We start from the raw sequence: 22,152 nt of genomic DNA, 5'->3' as shown, positions 1-22,152 counted from the left end.
TAACAGAAGCCAATAAAAATGATCAGTCAATAAATAAAACTGCGGATGTCATGGCTCTTGAATCAGCGAATATCGAATCTCCGGAATTAGTAATACTTACAGATGAAGTGGCCAATATCGCTGCACTTGAATTATTGGAAGAAGATGGTGCGCTCGTAGAAGAAGCGGAAGATTTCGTTGCGCTTGAACTAGCGAATATCGAATCTCCGGAATTAGTAATACTTACAGATGAAGTGGCCGATGTCGTTGCGCTTGAATTATTGGAAGAAGATGGTGCGCTAGCCGAAGAAGCTGAAGATTTCGTTGCGCTTGAACTAGCGAATATCGAATCTCCGGAATTAGTAATACTTACAGATGAAGTGGCCGATGTCGTTGCGCTTGAATTATTGGAAGAAGATGGTGCGCTCGTAGAAGAAGCTGAAGATTTCGTTGCGCTTGAACTAGCGAATATCGAATCTCCGGTAGAAGAATTAGTACTACTAGAAATCACAGATGAAGCGACACCAGTAGCTGAAGAATCTGCCAATGTCGTTGCGCTTGAATCAGCGGAAATCGAAGTTCCGGTTACAACAGAAGAATTAGTACTACTTACAGATGAAGTGGCACCGGTAGCTGAAGAATCTGCCAATGTTGTTGCGCTTGAACTAGCGGAAATCGAAGTTCCGGTTACAACAGAAGAATTAGTATTACTAGAAATCACAGATGAAGCGGCACCGGTAGCTGAAGAATCTGCCAATGTCGTTGCGCTTGAACTAGCGGAAATCGAAGTTCCGGTTACAACAGAAGAATTAGTATTACTAGAAATCACAGATGAAGTGGCACCGGTAGCCGAAGAATCTGCCAATGTCGTTGCGCTTGAACTAGCGGAAATCGAAGTTCCGGTTACAACAGAAGAATTAGTATTACTAGAAATCACAGATGAAGTGGCACCAGTAGCCGAAGAATCTGCCAATGTCGTTGCGCTTGAATTATTGGAAGAAGATGGTGCGCTAGTAGAAGAAGCTGAAGATTTTGTTGCACTTGCATTAGCACTAGTGGAAGAAGATGGTGCGCTAGTAGAAGAAGAAGCTGAAGATTTCGTTGCACTTGTATTAGCACTAGCGGAAGAAGCTGCGGTACCGGTACCAGAAGAACCTGTAGCTGTCACAGCATCAGCCGTTGAAGCTCCGCTAGCGATAGTAGAAGATGTTACAGCATCAGCCGTTGAAGCTCCGCTAGCGATAGTAGAAGATGTCACAGCATCAGCCGTTGAAGCTCCACTAGCGATAGTAGAAGATGTTACAGCATCAGCCGTTGAAGCTCCGATAGCGATAGTAGAAGATGTTACAGCATCAGCCGAAGAAGTTGAAGCTCCACTAGCGATAGTAGAAGATGTCACAGCATCAGCTGAAGAAGTTGAAGCTCCGATAGCGATAGTAGAAGATGTCACAGCATCAGCCGAGGAAGTTGAAGTTCCGATAGCGATAGTAGAAGCTGTCACAGCATCAGCCGTTGAAGCTCCGCTAGTGATAGTAGAAGATGTCACAGCATCAGCCGAGGAAGTTGCAACTCCGCTAGCGATAGTAGAAGATGTTACAGTATCAGCCGAGGAAGTTGAAGCTCCGCTAGCGATAGTAGAAGATGTTACAGCATCAGCTGAAGAAGTTGCAGAGATTGTGATAATTCATACCAATGATATCCATTGTGCAATAGACGAAAATATCGGGTATGCTGGATTAGCTGCATATGAAAAAGAAATGAATTCGCTTTATGGAGAAGAAAAYGTCATTCTTGTAGATGCCGGTGACGCTATTCAAGGCGGCCCAATTGGCAAGTTAACTGAAGGAAAAGCTTTGGTTGATATAATGAATGAAGTTGGTTACGATATTTTTGTTCCAGGGAACCATGAGTTTGATTACAAAATTCCTAGAATGCTAGAGTTGATGGATTTGCTAGATGCTGATGTTATCTCAAGCAACTTTATAGATTTAGAAACCGACGCACCTGTTTTTGATGCGTTTACTTTAACAGAACACGACGAGATCACGATTGGATACGTAGGAATTACAACTCCGGAGACCTTTACTAAATCGACTCCATCATATTTCCAAAATAAAGATGGTGAGTATATTTATGGTCTAAAAGAAGAGGGAGATGAGCTCTATGTAACTGTGCAAGAAGCTGTTGACGCGGCGATAGATGATGGCGCAGATTATGTCATTGCTATTGGACATCTGGGAGTAGAAGAGCAGAGCGCGCCATGGCGATCAACAGATATAATCGCAAATACTACAGGAATAGATCTAATGATAGATGGACATTCGCATACAGTAATTGATGGAGAAGTAATTCAAAATGCTGCTGGGGAAGACGTGATTCTTACACAAACAGGCGCAAAATTTGATAATATTGGTAAAATTACAATCAATCCATCTACAAACGAAATAAGGGCAGAGCTAATTGCGGAATACGAGCCTAAAGACAAGGCGGTCTCAGACTTTATAGCAAAGGAGACAGAAGCTTTTGAAAAGATGCTAACAGAAGTAGTGGCCATCAGCGATATAAGCTTAACAACCGCAGATCCAGTAACAGGTCAGGCAATAATCCGAGTGCGTGAAACTAACCTAGGCAACTTCGCCGCCGATGCCTATAGAAGTGCGTTAGAAACAGATGTCGCAATTGTAAATGCGGGAGGAATACGAGCAACAATCGAAGCCGGAGAAATTACATTAGAAGATATAATCAATGTACATCCATGGGGCAACGATACAATGTCTGTTTTGGCAACAGGGCAAACTATATTGAATGCACTAGAGATGGGTGCCAAAAGCATGCCAAGTGGAAGCGGAGGATTTTTACATGTATCGGGAATGACATATGCGATAGATACAACAATTCCATCATCTGTAGTAACGGATAGCAAAGGAGCATTTGTTGAGGTTGCGGGCGCGTATCGAGTAAAAGATGTAATAATAGGAGGAGAGCCTCTAGATTTGGATAAAGAATACTCTGTCGCATCACATAATTATTTATTGCTAGAAGCCGGAGATGGAATGTCGATGTTTCTGGGAGCGCCAATTTTAAAGGACAAATTTAAAGTAGACAATGAAGTGCTCATCGACTATATCCAAAATGATCTCGGCGGAACAATAACTGAGAAATATGCGAATCCATATGGAGAAGGTAGAATCACCATCATAACAGAGCACAATGGGCCGGAAGATGACAAACCAGATGCAGAAGAATCTACCACAGCATCAGCCGAAGAAGTTGAAGTACCGATAGCGGTAGTAGAAGAATCTGCCAAAGCTACAGCCGAAGAAGTTGAAGTGCCGATAGCAATAGTAGAAGAATCTGCTACAGCCGAAGAAGTTGAAGTATCGATAGCGATAGTAGAAGAATCTGCATCAGCCGAAGAAGTTGAAGTACCGATAGCGATAGTAGAAGAATCTGCTACAGCCGAAGAAGTTGAAGTACCGATAGCAATAGTAGAAGAATCTGCATCAGCCGAAGAAGTTGAAGTACCGATAGCAATAGTAGAAGAATCTGCTACAGCCGAAGAAGTTGAAGTACCGATAGCAATAGTAGAAGAATCTGCATCAGCCGAAGAAGTTGAAGTACCTATAGCGGTAGTAGAAGAATCAGCCGAAGAAGTTGAAGTATCGATAGCGGTAGTAGAAGAATCTGCATCAGCCGAAGAAGTTGAAGTATCGATAGCGGTAGTAGAAGAATCAGCCGAAGAAGTTGAAGTACCTATAGCGGTAGTAGAAGAATCTGCATCAGCCGAAGAAGTTGAAGTACCGATAGCAATAGTAGAAGAATCTGCCAAAGCATCGGCCGAAGAGGTTGAAGTACCGATAGCGGTAGTAGAAGAATCAGCCGAAGAAGTTGAAGTACCGATAGCGATAGTAGAAGAATCTACCACAGTATCAGCCGAAGAGGTTGAAGTACCTATAGCGGTAGTAGAAGAATCTGCCACAGCATCAGCCGAAGAAGTTGAAGTACCGATAGCGGTAGTAGAAGAATCTGCATCAGCCGAAGAAGTTGAAGTGCCTATAGCGATAGTAAAATCAGAAAATAAAACGGAGTCCCCTACATTGGGGGCAACCCCGCTGGTTGATACAATTCCAGCTTCACATATATTAGAGTCAAAACTAATTCCAGAAGAAAAGCAAGCAAACGATGACGATATTGCAATAAACAAACTGTGGTCTAACATCGATAAGCTAAGTGAAGAAAAAAAGATTATAGTAACAGTAAATTCAAAAGTTACTAAACCTGAAAAAAGTAAGCCGATTGTAGAAGCCAAACCAGTAATAATAGAACAGCCAAAATCCGAGCAGCCAAAATCCGAGCAGCCAAAATCTGAACAGCCAAAATCCGAACAGCATATTCCGAATGATAGTGAGTTAAATTTTACAGTAGATATTGATGGATACACAGGAAAAGTTGAACACAGTTCAGGAAATAAATGGAATAAAGCTGATAACGACAAAGAGTTAAGTGATAAAGAGTATAAAGATTATAAAGAAGCTGAGGAGTTAAGTCAAAATATAGTAATTAATAACATCATCAACAATTCGGCTCCGACTTCAGAAGAGAAAAAAGATCAATATGCACTACTAACAGATACAATCGTGGGAATAAATGAAGAATTTAACCAAAAATTTGAAAAAATAAGTACGGATTTATTAAACTTAGAAACAGAATCAAAGGTAAAAAAAGTGGACGAGCCAATAGAGTCAGAAATTTGGCTAGCATTAACCGACGCATTAGAAAAGATAAATAATGATATCGTAGATTTAAAAAATGATAAAACAGAAGAGCCAGAGTCAGAAATTCTACGGTTGCTAAATGATAAAGTAGAAATGCTAAATAACGATGTAGCAAATCTAGAAGACGCGGTGGCAAAACCAGTAATCGTGCCTCAAGAAAACACATCATTAGAATTGTTCATAATATTAAACGACAGAATAGAAAAAATGAATGAAGATTTAGCAAATTTAGAAATAGCAGTGCCAACAAACGAATCAATGACAAGCGTCGCGATGCTATTAAACAACCAATTAGAAAAAATCAACGATGATATAAATGCGCTCAAGCAAGAAATACCGGAGTCGACAGAAGTTGAAATAGCCTTGCTATTAAGCAATCAGTTGGAAAAAATTAACAAGGACATAGAACAATTAAAAGCAGAAAAAGAAGAGGCGAAAGAAGAGGAGAAAGAAGAAAAAACAGAAAAAACAGAAAAAACAGAAAAAGAAGAAATCGAAAATCAAACACAATTAAACGCAGAATTAAATAAGCAATTAAAAAAAATGAGTAAAGATATAGCGCAATTAAAAAAAGAAAAAGAGGAAAAAGAGGAAACCGAAAAGCAAACGCAATTAAACGCAGAATTAAATAGGCAGCTAGAAAAAATAAATAAAGATATAGCGCAATTAAAAGAAGAGAAAGAAGCAAAAGAGGAAACCGAAAAGCAAACTCAATCTGATGAAATAACAAATACACTAGTAGCCTTAAATAAGCAGCTAGAAAAAATAAATAAAGATATAGCAAAATTGGAAAAAGAGATATCAAACTCTGAATCGACAAAAAAATCAGCAAAAGAATCGAAAACAAAATTAGAAGATGCAAAGGAATCGGAAATATCAACAAATATATTAGTAGCATTAAATGATCAATTGGAAAAAATGAACAAAAATATAATTGATATGAAAAATGAATCGGGCAAGTCAAAAATCGATGCATCATCAGAAGTATTTTTAATTTTTGGAGATGAAAGAGACGACAAAAATACATTGAAAGATGAGATAAAAAGCGCAACTGAAAAGATCAACAAAAACAATAACAAAAGTAATAAAAAAATAATAGCGGCAATTGAAGCCGCACTAAATGAAGCCGACGAAGAATTTGATCCGGCAGCCGATAAAGATGAAGCTGATCCATCAACAGATGAAGTAGAGGATGAAGCTAATCCGGCAACAGATAAAGTAGAGGATGAAGCTAATCCATCAACAGATGAAGTAGAGGATGAAGCTGATCCGATAGCAGATGAAGTAGAGGATGCATTCGATCCGGCAACAGATGAAGTAGAGGATGAAGCTAATCTGGTAACAGATGAAGTAGAGGATGAAGCTAATCTGGTAACAGATGAAGTAGAGGATGAAGCTAATCCGGCAACAGATAAAGTAGAGGATGAAGCTGATCAGGCAACAGATGAAGTAGAGGATGAAGCTAATCCGGCAGCCGATGAAGTAGAGGATGAAGCTAATCCATCAACAGATGAAGTAGAGGATGAAGCTAATCCGGCAACAGATGAAGTAGAGGATGAAGCTAATCCGGCAACAGATGAAGTAGAAGATGAAGCTGATCCGATAGCAGATGAAGTAGACGATGCATTTGATCCGGCAACAGATGAAGTAGAGGATGAAGCTAATCCGGTAACAGATGAAGTAGAAGATGAAGCTAATCCGGCAACAGATGAAGTAGAGGATGAAGCTGATCTGGCAACAGATGAAGTAGTCGATGCATTTGATCCGTCAGCAGATGAAGTAGAAGATGAAGCTGATCCGGTAGCAGATGAAGTAGAGGATGCATTCGATCCGGCAGCCGATGAAGTAGTCGATGCATTTGATCCGGTAGCCGATGAAGTAGTCGATGCATTTGATCCGGCAACAGATAAAGTAGAGGATGAAGCTAATCCGGCAACAGATGAAGTAGTCGATGCATTTGATCCGGCAGTAGATGAAGTAGAGGATGAAGCTGATCCGATAGCAGATGAAGTAGACGATGCATTTGATCCGTCAACAGATGAAGTAGTCGATGCATTTGATCCGGTAGCAGATGAAGTAGTCGATGCATTTGATCAGGCAACAGATGAAGTTATCGATGCATTTGATCCGGCAACAGATGAAGTAGAGGATGAAGCTAATCCGGTAACAGATGAAGTAGAAGATGAAGCTAATCCGGCAACAGATGAAGTAGAGGATGAAGCAGATCCGATAGCAGATGAAGTAGAAGATGCATTCGATCCGGCAACAGATGAAGTAGTCGATGCATTTGATCCGGCAGCAGATGAAGTTATCGATGCATTTGATCAGGCAGCAGATGAAGTTGATGAAGAAGCTGATCAGGCAGCAGATGAAGTAGTCGATGCATTTGATCAGGCAGCAGATGAAGTAGTCGATGCATTCGATCCGGCAACAGATGAAGTAGAGGATGAAGCTGATCCAGCAACAGATGAAGTAGAGGATGAAGCTAATCCGGCAACAGATGAAGTAGAGGATGAAGTTGATCAGGCAACAGATGAAGTAGTCGATGCATTTGATCAGGCAACAGATGAAGTAGAAGATGAAGCTGATCTGATAGCAGATGAAGTTATCGATGCATTTGATCCGGCAGCAGATGAAGTAGTCGATGCATTTGATCCGGCAGCAGATGAAGTAGTCGATGCATTTGATCCGGCAGCAGATGAAGTAGTCGATGCATTTGATCTAGCAACAGATGAAGTAGAGGATGAAGCTAATCCGGCAACAGATGAAGTAGAGGATGAAGCTGATCCAGCAACAGATGAAGTAGAGGATGAAGCTGATCCGATAGCAGATGAAGTTATCGATGCATTTGATCCGACAGCAGATGAAGTAGAAGATGAAGCAGATCCGGCAACAGATGAAGTTATCGATGCATTTGATCAGGCAGCCGATGAAGTAGAGGATGAAGCTGATCCGATAGCAGATGAAGTTATCGATGCATTTGATCCGACAGCAGATGAAGTAGAGGATGAAGTTGATCCGGTAGCAGATGAAGTAGAGGATGAAGCTGATCCGATAGCAGATGAAGTTATCGATGCATTCGATCCGGCAACAGATGAAGTAGAGGATGAAGCTAATCCGGCAGTAGATAAAGTAGAGGATGAAGCTGATCCAGCAACAGATGAAGTAGAGGATGAAGCTAATCCGTCAACAGATGAAGTAGAGGATGAAGCTGATCCGGCAACAGATGAAGTAGAAGATGAAGCAGATCCGGCAACAGATGAAGTAGAGGATGAAGCTAATCCGGCAACAGATGAAGTAGAGGATGAAGCTAATCCGGTAACAGATGAAGTAGAGGATGAAGTTGATCCGGCAGCAGATGAAGTAGAGGATGAAGTTGATCCGGTAGCCGATGAAGTAGTCGATGCATTTGATCCGGCAATAGATGAAGTAGTCGATGCATTTGATCCGGCAGCAGATAAAGTAGAGGATGAAGCTGATCCGATAGCAGATGAAGTAGTCGATGCATTTGATCAGGCAGCAGATGAAACTGACGATGCATTCGATCAGGCAGCAGATGAAGTAGTCGATGCATTCGATCAGGCAACAGATGAAGTTGATGAAGAAGTTGATCCGGTAGCAGATGAAGTAGAGGATGAAGTTGATCCGTCAACAGATGAAGTAGAGGATGAAGCTGATCCGGCAGCAGATGAAACTGACGATGCATTCGATCCGGCAACAGATGAAGTAGAGGATGAAGCTGATCCCGCAGCAGATGAAGTAGAGGATGAAGCAGATCCGGTAGCAGATGAAGTAGAAGATGAAGCTGATCCGATAGCCGATGAAGTAGAGGATGAAGCTAATCCGGTAACAGATGAAGTAGAGGATGAAGTTGGTTCGACAACAGATGAAGAAGAATTTGATTCAGTAACAGATATAAATGAAACAAGTAAAGAGTTTGAGATGCTATTAAACATGGTGGTGGCAACGACGGAGACTGTGTTGGCAGCTAATGATTCAGAAGGTAATAGAATGGTCCGATTTCAGGAAACCAATTTGGGGGACTTGGTGGCAGATTCGTATCGCAAAGCTTTAAATACCGATGTTGCCTTAATCAATGCTGGCCAAATTAAAGCCGACATAAATAAGGGAGATATAACATTTGGAAATATATTGGAAGTTCATCCTGCAGGGGACCAGGCAACAGCGGCGGTGGTATCAGGGCAAATGATTCTAGATGCATTGGAGATGGGTGCCAAAAATATACCGGCAGAAAGTAAAGGCTTTTTACAGGTATCTGGATTAAGCTATGCAATCGACTCAACAATTCCATCGGCAGTTCAAATGAATGATCAAGGGGAGTTTGTCTCTGTAGACGGAGTGTATCGAGTGAGAAATGTAATGATAGACGGAGAACCGCTGGACCTAAACAAAGATTATACAGTGGCATCGCAAAGTTATATGTTATCGTCATATGGAGAAGGAATGACAATGTTTAGAGAAGCTGTTTTGCTAGAAGATAAAGTAAAAGCGGCAGACGAAGTGTTGTTGAGTTATGTAGTAGATGAACTAGATAGTACGAACGCATATGATGATGTAAATGGCGAAGGGCGCATTGAAATTTTGGATGAAGCAACATTGCCAGTAGAAGAAATAGTAATCATAGCGCCGGCGAAGCCAGTAATATCAGAGCACCCGGCACCGGAAGGGGAAATCATAATTATAGCACCTCCAGTGGTGGATGAAGTTATTGTATCAGCAGATCCGGTGGTAGATGAAGTTATTGCACCAGCAGATCCAGTGGTAGATGAAGTTATTGTATCAGCAGATCCAGTGGTAGATGAAGTTATTGCACCAGCAGATCCGGTGGTGGATGAAGTGATTGCACCAGCAGATCCAGTGGTAGATGAAGTTATTGTACCAGCAGATCCAGTGGTGGATGAAGTTATTATACCAGCAGATCCAGTGGTGGATGAAGTGATTGTACCAGCAGATCCGGTGGTGGATGAAATTATTATACCAGCAGATCCAGTAGTAGATGAAGTTATTATACCAGCAGGTCTAGTGGTGGATGAAGTGATTGTACCAGCAGATCCAGTGGTAGATGAAGTTATTGCACCAGCAGATCCAGTGGTAGATGAAGTTATTGTACCAGCAGATCCAGTGGTGGATGAAGTTATTGTACCAGCAGATCCAGTGGTGGATGAAGTTATTGTACCAGCAGATCCGGTGGTGGATGAAGTTATTGCACCAGCAGATCCAGTGGTGGATGAAGTTATTGTACCAGCAGATCCGGTGGTGGATGAAGTGATTGTACCAGCAGATCCAGTGGTGGATGAAGTGATTGTACCAGCAGATCCAGTGGTAGATGAAGTTATTGTACCAGCAGATCCAGTGGTAGATGAAGTTATTGTACCAGCAGATCCAGTGGTGGATGAAGTGATTGTACCAGCAGGTCCAGTGGTGGATGAAGTGATTGTACCAGCAGATCCAGTGGTGGATGAAGTGATTGTACCAGCAGGTCCAGTGGTGGATGAAGTGATTGTACCAGCAGATCCAGTGGTGGATGAAGTGATTGTACCAGCAGATCCAGTGGTGGATGAAGTTATAGCACCAGCAGATCCAGTGGTGGATGAAGTGATTGTACCAGCAGATCCAGTGGTGGATGAAGTTATTGTACCAGCAGATCCAGTGGTGGATGAAGTTATAGCAGGTCCAGTGGTAAATGACAAGCTTGGAAACACATATATCGTAGGTGAAGATGAATCTTTGTGGGATATCGCTAAGAATGCCTACGGAGATCCGATGAAGTATCCAGAAATTTATGAATTGAATAAGGGAATAATTGACAATGAAAATTTGATTTACCCGGGGCAGATAATCTATATATATAAGGAAGGAAATGTAATAGAAGAAACTACAGAAGACGTTATAGAAGACGTTATAGAAGAAGTTACAGAAGAAGTTACAGAAGAAGTTACAGAAGACGTTATAGAAGAAACTACAGAAGAGGTTATAGAAGACGTTATAGAAGAAGTAAATAGCATTCCAGGAACATATATAGTGAAAGAAAATGAATCTCTATGGGATATTGCAAATAAAGTGTATGGCGATCCACTTAGATATGAAGAACTCTATGAGCTAAATAAAGATCTATTAAATGGAAAAAATTTAATTTATCCTGGGCAAGTAATATATGTATATAAAGATGGCGTTGAGATAGAAACCGAGGTAGAAACCGAGGTAGAAACCGAGATAGAAACCGAGATAGAAACCGAGATAGAAACCGAGATAGAAACCGAGGTAGAAACCGAGATAGAAACCGAGATAGAAACCGAGGTAGAAACCGAGATAGAAACCGAGATAGAAACCGAGATAGAAACCGAGATAGAAACCGAAATAGAAACCGAGATAGAAACCGAACTAGAAACCGAGACAAAAGAAATACCGGGCACATATATAGTAGAAGAAAATGATTCATTATGGGATATTGCAGCTAAAATTTATGGTGATCCATTAAGATATGAAGACATTTATGAGTTCAATAAAGAGATATTAAATGAGAGAGGAGAAATTTATCCTGGGCAAATGCTAAAATTGCCACAGTAAATTTCTTTAGGAAGAATAAGCAGTTAAACTGAGATTCTTCCTTATTTTTTGCTACTAGATTTTACTAGTTAACGAGAGAGGATGAGGTTTAAGATATGGATAAAAAAGGTACAATATTGGGATTGATGATGGCGACATGTATTGGTTTAACAGGATGTTTAGGAAATGCAGAAGATGAAATAACGGATACAGAGCATAACTTGGATATCTCAGATATAGCGGATTTTTCACTTAATAAATTTGAAACTGTTCCAACGATGAAGCCTCAAGTTATAGAAATTAAGAAAAGTGAGGATATAAGCGAGGATATAAGCGAGGATATAAAAGAAGATATAAAAGAAAGGGGTATAAATATACCAGAGCCCAATATTACGATACTAGGTCAAGAAGAAATAGGTACAACGGAAGCTAGAGTTGCAGGCGAAATAGTAGATGAACTAGAAATAGGTACAACGGAAGCCGGAGTTGCAAACGAAATAGTAGATGAACCAGAAATAGGTACAACAGAAGCCAGAGTTGCAGGCGAAATAGCAGATGAGCTAGAAATAGGTACAACGGAAGCCAGAGTTGCAAATGAAATAGCAGATGAACTAGAAATAGGTACAACGGAAGCCAGAGTTGCAAACGAAATAGCAGATGAACCAGAAATAGGTACAACAGAAGCCAGAGTTGCAGGCGAAATAGCAGATGAACTAGAAATAGGTACAACAGAAGCCAGAGTTGCAAACGAAATAGTAGATGAACTAGAAATAGGTACAACAGAAGCCAGAGTTGCAGGTGAAATAGCAGATGATCTAGAAATAGGTACAACAGAAGCCAGAGTTGCAAACGAAATAGCAGATGAACTAGAAATAGGTACAACGGAAGCCAGAGTTGCAGGCGAAATAGCAGATGAACTAGAAATAGGTACAACGGAAGCCAGAGTTGCAAACGAAATAGCAGATGAGCTAGAAATAGGTACAACGGAAGCCAGAGTTGTAGGCGAAATAGCAGATGATCTAGAAATAGGTACAACGGAAGCCAGAGTTGCAGGCGAAATAGTAGATGAACTAGAAATAGGTACAACAGAAGCCAGAGTTGTAGGTGATATAGCAGATGAACTAGAAATAGGTACAACAGAAGCCAGAGTTGCAGGCGAAATAGCAGATGAGCTAGAAATAGGTACAACAGAAGCCAGAGTTGCAGGCGAAATAGCAGATGAACCAGAAATAGGTACAACAGAAGCCAGAGTTGCAGGCGAAATAGTAGATGAACCAGAAATAGGTACAACAGAAGCCAGAGTTGTAGGCGAAATAGTAGATGAACTAGAAATAGGTACAACAGAAGCCAGAGTTGCAGGCGAAATAGCAGATGAGCTAGAAATAGGTACAACAGAAGCCAGAGTTGCAGGCGAAATAGCAGATGAGATAAAAATATTAGTAAGTAAAAAAGATGATATAGATATAATATCAATAATTCCAGAGCCAGATATAGTAATTGTAGGATTGGATGATGAACCGATTATAGAAATAGAAGATAAAAATATTGTTGAGTATTATACAGTCAAGGAAGGAGATTCGTTGTGGGATATAGCAAGTGAGAGATTGGGCGATAAGAACAGATATATGGAGCTTTATGAAAACAACAAAGATATACTAGAGGATCCAAATAAAATATTTTCAGGACAAATTTTGAGATTATTTAATTAAAGCGCATCCTAGAAAAAATAAGAAAGTATTGTAAATGTTTTTTTGAGATTCTTAAAAAAAAGAGGGTGCATTATAGCACCACCTTTTTTTTTTTTTTTTTGCCTAAAAATCGGAAGAAGTTTCAATATCTAATAATTGCACATTGGTAACTGGATCAAAAACTATAGGAGTAGTTTTTGATTGATCTTTTGGAACATTACTTTCGTGATGGGTCAATGTTTTTATTTAAAGCGCATCCTAGAAAAAATAAGAAAGTATTGTAAATGTTTTTTTGAGATTCTTAAAAAAAAGAGGGTGCATTATAGCACCACCTTTTTTTTTTTTTTTTTTTTTTTTTTTGTGCCTAAAAATCGGAAGAAGTTTCAATATCTAATAATTGCACATTGGTAACTGGATCAAAAACTATAGGAGTAGTTTTTGATTGATCTTTTGGAACATTACTTTCGTGATGGGTCAATGTTTTTATTTAAAGCGCATCCTAGAAAAAATAAGAAAGTATTGTAAATGTTTTTTTGAGATTCTTAAAAAAAAGAGGGTGCATTATAGCACCACCTTTTTTTTTTTTTTTTTTTGTGCCTAAAAATCGGAAGAAGTTTCAATATCTAATAATTGCACATTGGTAACTGGATCAAAAACTATAGGGGTAGTTTTTGATTGATCTTTTGGAACACTACTTTATTGATGGGTCAATGTTTTTATCTTATCGGAAATAACGGTATGAAGCGGTTTTGCAATTGGTTTTTCATATAACTTAAGCGGATGCGCATTGTGTATTAGAGGAATGAAGTGAAACGGGTGAGTTGTATATCCAACTAATACAATATTCTTATTCGATAAATTGGGTTCATCTAGGATAATAGCAACGGCCTCGATGTCGAATATGCTAAATCCACCCCCATCTAAATTTTCAAAATTTATTTGAAAAATGGTATGCCTTGAAAAATCGGGAACGTTAATAGGGCCCACCTTGACTGCCATTAATTTTTGGTTGCCCATTAGATAGCAGAGATAATCTGTATCGGGTATAGGCTTTAAATGTTTTACATAAATTCTAAGTTCTCCGAGAGTTGTTAGTCCCACTTGACCTTTTTCGATAGATGCAGTTCCAAAAACTGGTTTATGATTAGGGTGCATTATAGCACCACCTTTTTTTTTTTTTTTTTTTTTTGTGCCTAAAAATCGGAAGAAGTTTCAATATCTAATAATTGCACATTGGTAACTGGATCAAAAACTATAGGGGTAGTTTTTGATTGATCTTTTGGAACACTACTTTATTGATGGGTCAATGTTTTTATCTTATCGGAAATAACGGTATGAAGCGGTTTTGTAATTGGTTTTTCATATAACTTAAGCGGATGCGCATTGTGTATTAGAGGAATGAAGTGAAACGGGTGAGTTGTATATCCAACTAATACAATATTCTTATTCGATAAATTGGGTTCATCTAGGATAATAGCAACGGCCTCGATGTCGAATATGCTAAATCCACCCCCATCTAAATTTTCAAAATTTATTTGAAAAATGGTATGCCTTGAAAAATCGGGAACGTTAATAGGGCCCACCTTGACTGCCATTAATTTTTGGTTGCCCATTAGATAGCAGAGATAATCTGTATCGGGTATAGKCTTTAAATGTTTTACATAAATTCTAAGTTCTCCGAGAGTTGTTAGTCCYACYTGACCTTTTTCGATAGATGCAGTTCCCAAAACTGGTTTATGATTAGTAGAATATCCTGGGCTGTTTTCAATGAGGTTAATACAACTGTCTAAATGCATTATGTCTGCTCCTTTGCTGATAAAGATAATTCTAATAATAAGTATATGATTTTTTTTTTTATTTGGTGACAAAGTTAAAAGATAATGTAAAAAATATATAATTAGAGAAAGTAAGAAACTACAAGACTAAAAAATTTGTCAAGGGCTTGACATAGACAGGTTTGCACTTGTATAATTGCCTTAAAAATTTGAATAGGTTGGGATTAATGACAAATACTAAAACTACTCTTACAAAACCGCTCAAAAAAATTGAGGGAATGAATAAGTTTATCAATGAATTTAACAGAAATAAAACGGGAATTGTAGGTGGAATTATTGAGGCAGCAAAGGGACATTTGATATACACTTTGGCCGATTTTTTGGATACATGCCCTTTTGTAATTGCTAGCTCTGAAGAAGAAGCCGAAGTAGTAAAAGAAGACCTCGCGTTTTTATTTGGCAGTGAAAATGTAATATATTATCCAAGCAGAGATATTCTATTTTATAATGCGGATGTTCATAGTAATGAAATTGTTAAGCAACGAATAGAGGCGCTGGATGCTATCATAAAAAATAATGAAGCGATAATAGTAACGACAATTGACGCTCTGCTAAATCCACTTTCGCCAAAAGATGAATTTATAAGAGCTCAGATTGTAATAAAAATCGGAGATACTGTAGATTTACAGTCTATGAGTTACCAATTAATAGAAAATGGATATGAACGTGTTGGACGAGTAGAAGTGGTGGGGCAGTTTGCTATTAGAGGCGGAATAATGGACATTTTTTCTCCGGCAAATAATACACCAATTCGCATGGAATTGTGGGATACCGAAATAGATTCTATACGTAGATTTAGCCCGATAACGCAACGAACGATCGATAACATAGAAAGAGCTTACATTTATCCAAATCAGGAAATTATTATTCCTAGAGAAAAGTTGCTAAAAGCGATACCAATCATAGAAAAAGAGCTAAAAGCAACAATTGGGGTACTTAGAGAAAGTGGAGCAAAATCTGCGGCTAATAGAATCAAAGAGAATACAAACGAGGATATTGAATCTATAGTTAATGGACTAAATATAGAAACTCAGGTATTGTATGCGCCGTTTTGTGATATGGAAACAGCGTCATTATTCGATTATTTAGAATATAAAAAAACGATTTTTATAACGGACATAAAGAAATGCAAAGACAAATTACTAAGAGTGTTTTTAGAATATGAAGAGAGTGTAAAGAGCAGGTTAGAATATGGACATATGCTACCGAGCATGGTCAAATTTATATTTAATAGAGAAGAGATAATTGCAAAAGTATTTGAAAAAAACTACATTGGGTTTATGCCATTTTTAGCATCTGACGATATGGCAACAACCAAAAACATATTAGAAATTAGATTAAACGAAATTAATAGTAACTACAAAGGCTTAAAAATTTTTGAACAAGATCTAAAACAATATAAGGCCGAAGGTAAGGCAACTGTATTTTTGGCAGGTACAAAATCTAAAGCGGCGCACGTGGCCGAGATACTTGAGGAACAAAAGATATATACAGCATTAGGAGATTTAACTTATGACATTCAAAAAGGGCAAATTCTTATTGCAAGTGGATCGCTAAGTCATGGCTTTATATATGAGGATTTGGAGTTTGTAATATTAAGCGATAGAGAGTTATTTGGAAAAGATAGGAAAGTCTCAACCAAGAAAAAATACAAAGGCGCTAAAATAGAGAGCTTTATGGAGTTGGCAGAAGGCGACTATGTGGTCCATGAAAACCATGGCATAGGTATTTTTATAGGTATAGAAAAAATAGTAACAGAGGGTGTCGCCCGCGATAATCTAAAAATAAATTATGAAGGGGGAACATTATACGTAAATATAAATCAGATGGATCTAGTGCAAAAGTATGTGGGAAGCGAAGGTGCCGCTCCAAAATTAAATATGCTAGGAAACCCCGAATGGAAAAAAGCAAAATCGAAAGCAAGAAATTCGGTCAAAAATATAGCAAAAGAATTGATATTGCTATATAGCAAAAGGGAAAATTCGCGTGGCTTCGCATATGAAAAAGATTCGATATGGCAAACAGAGTTTGAGGAATCGTTTCCATATGAAGAAACATCAGACCAAATCGATGCAATACAAGCGGTAAAAACCGATATGGAAAGCGACAAAATAATGGACCGGCTAATTTTGGGAGATGTAGGATATGGCAAAACAGAAGTGGCCATCAGAGCTGCATTTAAGGCTATACTAAACCACAAGCAAGTGGCATACCTCGTGCCGACAACAGTTTTGGCTCAGCAGCATTTCGAAAGATTCCTAAAGAGAATGGAGTCGCAAGCAATATCAGTGGGGGTGCTCTCAAGATTTAGAACTCCAAAACAAATTAAGGAAACGCTTAAAGGCATAGAAAGCGGAATGATAGATATTGTAATAGGAACGCATCGTTTACTATCGAAGGATGTATTATTTAAGGATCTGGGGTTGCTAATTATAGACGAAGAGCAAAGATTTGGAGTGGCGCATAAAGAAAAGTTAAAGCAAATGAGAACAGAAGTAGATGCATTAACTCTTACGGCCACACCGATTCCCCGAACATTGCAGATGAGCCTAATAGGGATTAGAGATATGTCGGTAATAGAAGAAGCACCAAGCGAAAGGCGTGCCGTGCAAACATATGTATTAGAAGAGAGCGATGATTTTATAAAAGATGCCATAAACCGCGAAATCAATCGAGAAGGACAAGTGTACTTTTTATCAAAYCGGGTTCAAAATATAGTAGAAAAGGCGGCGCAACTTTCAAATATGGTGCCAAARGCAAAAGTAGCGTTGGCGCATGGGCAGATGAGCGTGCGAGAGCTAGAAGCCATAATGGAGCGGTTTGAAAATAAAGAAATCAACGTATTAGTTTGTACAACAATTATAGAAACTGGGCTAGATATAGCAAATGCCAACACTATAATTATAGTAGACGCCGATAAGATGGGATTGTCGCAGCTGTATCAATTGAGAGGGCGAGTGGGGCGAAGTGATAAGCAAGCGTACGCGTACCTGCTATATAAGCGAGACAARATACTCTCGGAGGTTGCGGAGAAAAGATTAAATGCTATAAAGCAGTTTACGCAGTTGGGGGCAGGCTTTAAGATTGCTATGCGAGATTTAGAAATTAGAGGAGCCGGAGATTTACTGGGCGCCAGTCAAAGCGGTCATATGGCCAAAATAGGGTATGAACTGTATTCCAAGATGCTTAGAGAAGCCATTTTAATAGAGCAAGGWGGAGGCATAGAGGAAGAAAAAATAGAAACTACTATAGAAATCAAAATTAATGCGTTTATCTCATCGAACTATATTAAAGATGAAATTCAGAAACTAGATATATATAAGAAGATAGCATCTATCAGAACAGAAGATGACTACCTAAATGTTATGGATGAAATTACAGATAGATACGGAGATCCGCCAACAACAGTACTAAATTTGTTAAATATTGCTATGATAAAGTCGAGCGCAAATTCGCAAAATATTTCATTAATATCACAAAATATTCACATGCTTATGCTAAAATTCACTCATGAAGTTGAAGGGAAGGTGCTGTCCCTGCTAGCTAATAAATATGGTAAGATTCTGCGCATAAATATAGATAAAGATATCAGATTATTTTTCAATACACAGGAAATTCCTCAAAAAGAATACCTAGACTTTGTTAAACAAATATTATGTGATATTAAAGAATATAAACAAAAAAGGGGACAATAATACGAATTTCGATAGGTGACCACAAAAAGGAGAAGATATTATGAAATTGACAAAAAAAATCGTAGCGATGGTATTAGCAGGTGTCTTATCAGTAGGAGCTTTAGCAGCATGTGCCGCATCAATGAAAGATAATGCCGATGATTCTAATGTTGCTGGTGAAGCGACAGGTGGCGCCTCCGAGTCTGCTTTTAATAATGGGGTGATGGGCGATGGAGTGACACTTGGAGTAAACGACTTAGTGGCAACAATAGATGATGTAAAAATCAATGAGTCCATCTATCGCGCATATCTATGGAGTGCGCAGTCTGCTTTCGAAATGCAATTGGGAATGGATATGGGTATAATGAAAGATATGGAGATAGAAGGCCAAACAATAGGCGAGATTGCAAAAGACAATGCACTCAAATCTGTTGCCCTTGCGATCATAACCAATAACAAAGCCGACGAAATGGATCTTAAATTAACTGCGGACGAATTGGCGCTCATCGAAGCGGACGCGTCAACATTTATAGATATCAACGGTGAAATTGCAAAGCTGCATGGATTTACAAAGCAAGATGTCATCGATCTACTAATAGGTGCCGAGCTATCCGACAAAGTTCAAAGGGCCTTAAGCGAAACTTATATGCCAGCAGAAGAAGAGATCAACGAAAGAGTAGAATTGGCAAAACCAAGCTATGAGAAAGTTACGGCTAGACATATTTTAATTGGTACAGTGGATGAGACTGGAGCCCCAGTAAGCGATGAAGTAAAGGCTGAGAAATTGGCTCTTGCAAATGAACTTTTGGATAGAATTAAAGCTGGAGAAGACATTGGTAAGYTGGCTGCTGAGTACTCAGAAGACCCTGGATCTAAAGCTACCAACGGCGAATATACGTTTGGGCGCGGTGAAATGGTACCAGAATTCGAAGCTGCAGCGTTTGACAATGCAGATGGTGCTATATGGGCAGAGCCGGTGGAAACATCATATGGATACCATATCGGTCAAACCATCGATCATATAGAAGCYGATGAAGATGCCATTCGAGATGAGTATATTGCTTATGCGCAAATGAATTTTGCCGGTGAAGAAATTATGTCGTTTGTAGAAGCCGCGAAAATTGATACCACCGATGCATATGAAAAAATTGATCTAATAACAAACGTCGCACCAGAGCAAGATTTTGAGCTTATGCCAGAAGATACAACAGCACACGACCACGACCACGATCATGCAGGAGCTAGCGTAACAGCTTCATCTGATAATGTAACTATCGCGGCAGATGATGTTGAAATCGCGAAAGAAGAAGTCGACTCAGATGATGTGGCAATCGCAAAAGAGGAAGTCGACTCAGATGATGTTGCAATCACAAAAGAGGAAGTCGACTCAGATGATGTYGCAATCACAAAAGAGGAAGTCGACTCAGAYGATGTTGCAAYCACAAAAGAGGAAGTCGACTCAGACGATGTTGCAATCACAAAAGAGGAAGTYGAMTCAGACGATGTTGYAATCACAAAAGAGGAAGTTGAATCAGACGATGTTGCAATCACAAAAGAAGCAGTTGCAGATGTTGTGCTCGCCGAAGAAACTGTTGCCTCTGAAAGTACTGCACCGATAGAAGATACAGTTAATAACTAAATAAGAATATCAAAAAATATTTCAAAGACTTTCTGGTATAGTCTACAGGAGGTCTTTTTTTAATACGGAGGAAAAAGTTATGAAGTTAAAAGTGGCGGCATTGGTAGTTGCAGGAACATTAATATTGGGATCTGCCATTGCGTATGGTACGATTGAAAATACAGTATTTAGCAGTGGAGCAATTGGTGAAGGTACAAAACTGGGTGAAGGTGAACTGGTTGCTACAATTAATGATGTTGCAGTAAATATGTCTATGTTTTGCGTATATTTATGGAGCGCGCAAAATAGCTTTGAGACAGAATATGGGCTAGACATATCATCAAAAGTGGACGGGCATAAGGTTTCAGATATTGCAAAGGAAAATGCCATTAATTCTATTGCAATGGCTATTATGGCCAATAATAAGGCAGCAGCATTGGGAATTACTTTAAGCGAAGAGCAAGTGAGATTGATCGAAAGAGATGCGCAAATTTTTATGAATAACAACGGAGAAGTGGCAAAAGCAAATAACTTTAARAAGCAAGATGTAATTGAGCTATTAACAGCGCTAGAAATTGTTGTGGATGTGCAAAACGCTATAGCGGAAGAATATACTCCGCCTGCCGAAGAAATTGCGACGAAAGTAGAACGCAACTTAGGCGCGTATCAAACAGTGACAGTAAAACACATTTTGCTTGCAAAAACCGACAAGGATGGCAACGAGCTGAGTGATAAAATAAAAGCAGAGAAATTGTCGTTGGCCAAAAATTTACTACAAAGAGTAAAAGATGGAGAAGATATTGGCAGATTGGCAGCTCAATACTCAGAAGATGCCACCGATGACGATGCGAAATATATTATCAGCCCTGGAGATATCGGAGGAAAACTTGAGAGAGTGGCATTTCAAACTGCAGATGGAGGCATATGGAATGAAGTTATAGAATCGCCATATGGATACCACGTGGGTAAAACGATTTCACATAATACATCGACAGCGGATCAACTGAGTAAAACTTATATCGCCACTGCCAAGAAGGTGTATGCGGCAGAGGTTGTAACGCAATTCGCTGGCCAAGCGACAGTCGAGCTAACAGACGCATATGATGCGATAGTGTTATGAAATAATTACCAATATAAAAACCATCTTGATAGCATAGCAACTAAATATATTGATACTGCTAAAACTAAAGCAGCAATTGTTATTAACAAATTAACATTTATAACAAAAAAGTGATACTTTATCAAAAAAAGTAAAAAAAAGGATTTGAAAACTCAATAATTGTGTAGTATAATTGGAATGGAAATAGGTTTATATATCATATAAAAAGGGAGATCAATTATGAAACTATCAAAAAAAATATTTGCGTTAACATTGGCAGGATCATTAACACTTGGAGCTGTTTCAATTTATGGAGATACAACAAAAGCAGTGAACGTTATAAATGAAGAAACAGATTCTGATGCGGTGGAAATAGAAGTGGAGATAGAAGTAGAAGACGCGACAGATGATGTAGTAGTAATAGCTGCACCCAAAAAAGCAAGTGCACTAGACGAAGAAGCGATAGTGATACTAGAAGACATCGCGGTAGTAATAGAAAATACAGACGCCACAGCTGAAGACGCAGTAGTAGTTGCACCAGAAAATACAGACGCCACAGCTGAAGACGCAGTAGTTGTTGCACCAGAAAATACAGACGCAACAGCTGAAGACGTAGTAGTAGTTGCATCAGAAAATACAGACGCCACAGCTGAAGACGCAGTAGTTGTTGCATCAGAAAATACAGACGCAACAGCTGAAGATGTAGTAGTTGTTGCACCAGAGAATACAGACGCCACAGCTGAAGACGTAGTAGTTGTTGCACCAGAAAATACAGATGCAACAGCTGAAGACGCATTAGTAGTTGCACCAGAAAATACAGACGCAACAGCTGAAGACGTAGTAGTTGTTGCACCAGAAAATACAGACGCAACAGCTGAAGACGTAGTAGTTGTTGCACCAGAAAATACAGATGCCAC

At 39.1% G+C, this 22,152-nt stretch carries 8 protein-coding genes; 6 read left to right on the top strand and 2 right to left on the bottom strand.

Features of this window, described 5'->3' with window-relative positions; translation table 11 throughout:
* The first annotated feature begins 50 nt into the window (after positions 1-50).
* Positions 51-11,342, top strand: coding sequence for an apolipoprotein A-IV repeat region-like domain-containing protein (locus EPU_RS13640; RefSeq protein WP_207634960.1), 11,292 nt, complete (start codon positions 51-53; stop codon positions 11,340-11,342).
* Between the two features lie 95 nt (positions 11,343-11,437).
* The gene (locus EPU_RS12790; RefSeq protein ID WP_010168364.1) at positions 11,438-13,030 is read left to right on the top strand and encodes a LysM peptidoglycan-binding domain-containing protein; all 1,593 of its coding nucleotides are present in this window, start codon (positions 11,438-11,440) and stop codon (positions 13,028-13,030) included.
* A 675-nt stretch (positions 13,031-13,705) separates the two neighbouring features.
* Here EPU_RS12790 and EPU_RS08320 read toward each other — a convergent pair.
* Positions 13,706-14,164 carry a DUF7922 domain-containing protein gene (locus tag EPU_RS08320; RefSeq protein ID WP_010168362.1) on the bottom strand — a complete coding sequence of 153 codons (459 nt, stop codon included), beginning with the start codon at positions 14,162-14,164 and terminating at the stop codon, positions 13,706-13,708.
* 137 nt (positions 14,165-14,301) lie between these two features.
* Positions 14,302-14,805 (bottom strand): DUF7922 domain-containing protein, encoded by a 504-nt coding sequence (locus tag EPU_RS08315; RefSeq protein ID WP_029488258.1) that lies wholly within the window; start codon positions 14,803-14,805, stop codon positions 14,302-14,304.
* 206 nt (positions 14,806-15,011) lie between these two features.
* On the opposite strand from EPU_RS08315, the gene mfd reads away from it, so the two are divergent.
* The 4 genes from mfd to EPU_RS08295 all read left to right on the top strand — a co-directional run.
* Positions 15,012-18,539 (top strand): transcription-repair coupling factor, encoded by a 3,528-nt coding sequence (gene mfd / locus EPU_RS08310; protein WP_029488257.1) that lies wholly within the window; start codon positions 15,012-15,014, stop codon positions 18,537-18,539.
* Between the two features lie 40 nt (positions 18,540-18,579).
* Positions 18,580-20,157, top strand: coding sequence for a peptidylprolyl isomerase (locus EPU_RS08305; RefSeq protein ID WP_029488256.1), 1,578 nt, complete (start codon positions 18,580-18,582; stop codon positions 20,155-20,157).
* A 79-nt stretch (positions 20,158-20,236) separates the two neighbouring features.
* A complete protein-coding gene (locus EPU_RS08300; protein ID WP_029488255.1) occupies positions 20,237-21,256 on the top strand; it encodes a peptidylprolyl isomerase in 1,020 nt (339 codons plus the stop codon).
* A gap of 219 nt (positions 21,257-21,475) precedes the next feature.
* The coding region (locus tag EPU_RS08295) for a hypothetical protein (protein WP_010168354.1) at positions 21,476-22,152 on the top strand (677 nt) is incomplete at its 3' end.

The sequence above is a fragment of the Candidatus Epulonipiscium viviparus genome, assembly GCF_000171335.1.
Classification (GTDB): Bacteria; Bacillota; Clostridia; order Lachnospirales; family Cellulosilyticaceae; genus Epulonipiscioides; species Epulonipiscioides viviparus.
Note: the sequence above shows the minus strand (reverse complement) of the source record. Positions and strands in the feature narration are given on the sequence as shown.

Coding starts and splice junctions, on each gene's coding strand:
- EPU_RS12790 (WP_010168364.1), top strand. CDS start 11,438: ATGGATAAAAAAGGTACAATATTGGGATTGATGATGGCGACATGTATT.
- EPU_RS08320 (WP_010168362.1), bottom strand. CDS start 14,164: ATGCACCCTAATCATAAACCAGTTTTTGGAACTGCATCTATCGAAAAA.